Origin of the sequence: Aeromonas sp. PrichA-15, from assembly GCF_017939245.1 — a bacterium.
Lineage (GTDB): Bacteria > Pseudomonadota > Gammaproteobacteria > Enterobacterales > Aeromonadaceae > Aeromonas > Aeromonas caviae.
Map to the genome: position 1 here is coordinate 1 of NZ_JAGKRH010000219.1, position 2,783 is coordinate 2,783.

Below are 2,783 nucleotides of genomic sequence, written 5' to 3' on the forward strand. Positions count from 1 at the left end.
CCTGTCGTTGGTGGAGACCGGCAAGCGATTGGGCCGCTGCCCACAGGAGTGGTTGAGGGCCGTGGTCAGGGCGTGCATCGAGAAGACAGATTATCCCATCCCGGCAGAACTGATGCCGTCAACCCCGTCCTGGTGAATAGATACACCACGCCCAGCAACGCCTCGATGGGGCAATGTTGATGGATCAAGGCCTCGGCCTGATAGCGTTCCAGCTTGCTCAAATCGTCCGCATCACGCTTGAAGTCACGGCGCTGCAACAGTGGCCAGTCAATCCGCCCCAGATCGCCAAGGTCGACATAGAAATTGGCCCACTGGTAATAAGCATGGCTATCGGTAAACACAAACGGCAGCCCCAGTTCAGCCATGCGATGCAGGCTGGAAACCAGGATCAGGATTTCATCATTGTCACGCTGGGGAACACCGCGCCCTGAGTGAATATTGCTGAGCATGGGCGAAAACGGCGTGAAGTAGAAGGGTACATAGTCATTCAACACGCCGTAAGGCGCCAGCGGCACCGGATGGCGCGCGCGCTTGGCAATCAGCTCCGGCAACCCGATATGCACCCAGTGCGGGTTTTGCTGCTGACCATTCCCCGCCCACAGACCATGGGTCAGGATCCATTCCAGGTTATCCCGATGCACGATCCGGAATATCAGCGCCTTCTGCGGATTCAGGCTCTGGCTATAGTCATAGGCCATGGGTGGCTAGCTCCTGCGATACCCAGCGCTTGATAAACACGCCAACGATGACCCCACCCGCTTTTCGTATGCGGGTGGCCGCTGTGCACGCCATCAAACAACTCACAATAAAAGTATCTCTTTCTTTTCAGATAGATAAACATCTATCGCGCCAATTAACAACCGCCCCAGTCACGCAACAGTCAAGCAAATCCGGCGCTGGGTGGCTCCGGTGGCCAGGCTCGCGGCAGAGGCGGTCATCTGGTTGGGCTACACTTATGCCCCCGTCTATGCCCCCACCGCCAGCGGCAGGCGGATTTTGCCGGTCAGCAGTTGCTGCATCATGCCTTGTTTCAGGGCGCGGGCCTTTTCCAGCTTCTGGGTCAATGCCTGCAGCTCGTTATCCATATCAGATAAAATAGTGGCGATGGCGGTTTGTTCTTCGATACATTTAGGCATCATTATTTTAAAACGAGACATATCCCTGTTGGTAATCTGGTTTATGGTTGCGCCCATTGTTTCATTGATTTGCGATTGAATAATATCTGATTGGAATTGATAAAAAACAAAACCATACGCTTCCGTTCGATACACAGACATAAATGCACCGAATGCGAAAGCTTGTGCGCTATTATCTATCAACGCGCATTTTCCAATAAGCTGCCGACTGCCATTTCGAACACATATCAGTATATCGCCCTCTTTCACCATGACTCTGTCCGGCAACTCCATTTGAACAAAGACACAATCTTCATATGCCAGTCTGCCATTTTGAACATTTGATGACCGCAATACTAATACACCATCATCAGAAACATCTTTAGGGCTATATGTAAGACCAATCAAAGACTGACCGATATCACCCAAGCAAACAACCTCCCAATCCTCCGGAATATCTCCCAGTTCGCTGGGCTTGTAGCCTTTTGGGGTACCATCGGGGCGCAGGGCGAAGGCGGGCAGGCGGGTGCGGCCGGTGAGCAGTTGCTGCATGGTGGCGCTCTTGATGGCCTGTTTCTTGGCGATCAGCTGTTCCAGCGCATCGATCAGCGCATCACTATCCGACAGCACATTGGCAATGGCGGTTTGTTCTACAACCGTCATTCCGCACCTGATTTTCCCTTTTTCGCGGCTTGACAGCGATCGGCTGTTTTGATCTATTACTGCTTTTTGCAGGTCGCTCATCATGCCCGCTCCCCGCATCGCCATCCGTAACCTTGATCACCTCGGCTTGGTCGCTGGCCTGTGCCAAGAGCTCGATATCGCCCGCATGATCGATGCGGTGCTGCCCAAAAACCAATCCTTCAAAGTCTCTCATGGTCAGGCGTTGGTGGCCATGATCATCAACGGCTTAGGCTTCCATAGCAGCACCTTGCACCTGTTCCCGCGGTTCTTCGCCAACAAGCCGGTCGAGCGATTGATCGGCCCCGGGCTCTGCGCCGATGATCTTAATGATGATGTGCTCGGGCGCTGTCTGGATGCGCTGTTTGCGGCCGATGTGTCGACGCTTTATCAGGTGATGGCCGAGCAAGTGGTCGCCAAGCTGGGGCTCAAGCCCACGGCGGTGCATCTTGATATCACCAGCTTTCACGTCGATGGCGCCTATGACTGCGCCGATGGCGAACAGACCGGCCGGCTGCAACTGGTGCGGGGATACAGCCGTGACCATCGGCCAGAGCTCAATCAGGTGATCCTGGAGCTGATCTGTGAGAATCAGGCCGGCTTGCCGGTGTACCTGCAAGCGCTCAGTGGCAACAGCAACGATAACAGCGCCTTTCGCGAGACGGTTAAGCGCCACCTGCGCAGCCTCAAGTCCGCGCAGGAGAGCCGCTATCTGGTCGGTGATGCAGCGCTGTACTGCGCCGAGACCCTACACCTGTTGCATCATCAGCGCCAGCTGTTCATCACCCGCGTGCCGCGCACCCTGACGGAAGCACGGAATGCTGTGGCAGCCATTGGTGAGGCCGTCATTCCGCACCTGATTTTGCTATTTTCAGTGCTTGACGGCGATCGGCCGTTCTGATCTATTACTCTCTTTTGCAGGTAGATCATCATGGCCGCACCCGCTATCTCGATCCGTAACCTCGATCACCTTGGTTTGGTCGCCGC

At 54.9% G+C, this 2,783-nt stretch carries 1 protein-coding gene and 2 pseudogenes; 1 reads left to right on the forward strand and 2 read right to left on the reverse strand.

The features are described 5' to 3' along the window. Nucleotides 1-155: 155 nt before the first annotated feature. Both J9889_RS19645 and J9889_RS19650 read right to left on the reverse strand, forming a co-directional pair. Nucleotides 156-698: pseudogene (locus tag J9889_RS19645) on the reverse strand (DUF4433 domain-containing protein); the annotation flags it as partial. 267 nt (nucleotides 699-965) lie between these two features. Continuing rightward, nucleotides 966-1,862: a restriction endonuclease subunit S gene (locus tag J9889_RS19650; protein ID WP_246878143.1), complete on the reverse strand. Its 897-nt coding sequence runs from the start codon at nucleotides 1,860-1,862 to the stop codon at nucleotides 966-968. On the opposite strand from J9889_RS19650, the pseudogene J9889_RS19655 reads away from it, so the two are divergent. Then, nucleotides 1,861-2,634: pseudogene (locus tag J9889_RS19655) on the forward strand (IS1634 family transposase); the annotation flags it as partial. The gene J9889_RS19650 and the pseudogene J9889_RS19655 overlap by 2 nt on opposite strands. Between the last annotated feature and the right edge of the window lie 149 nt (nucleotides 2,635-2,783).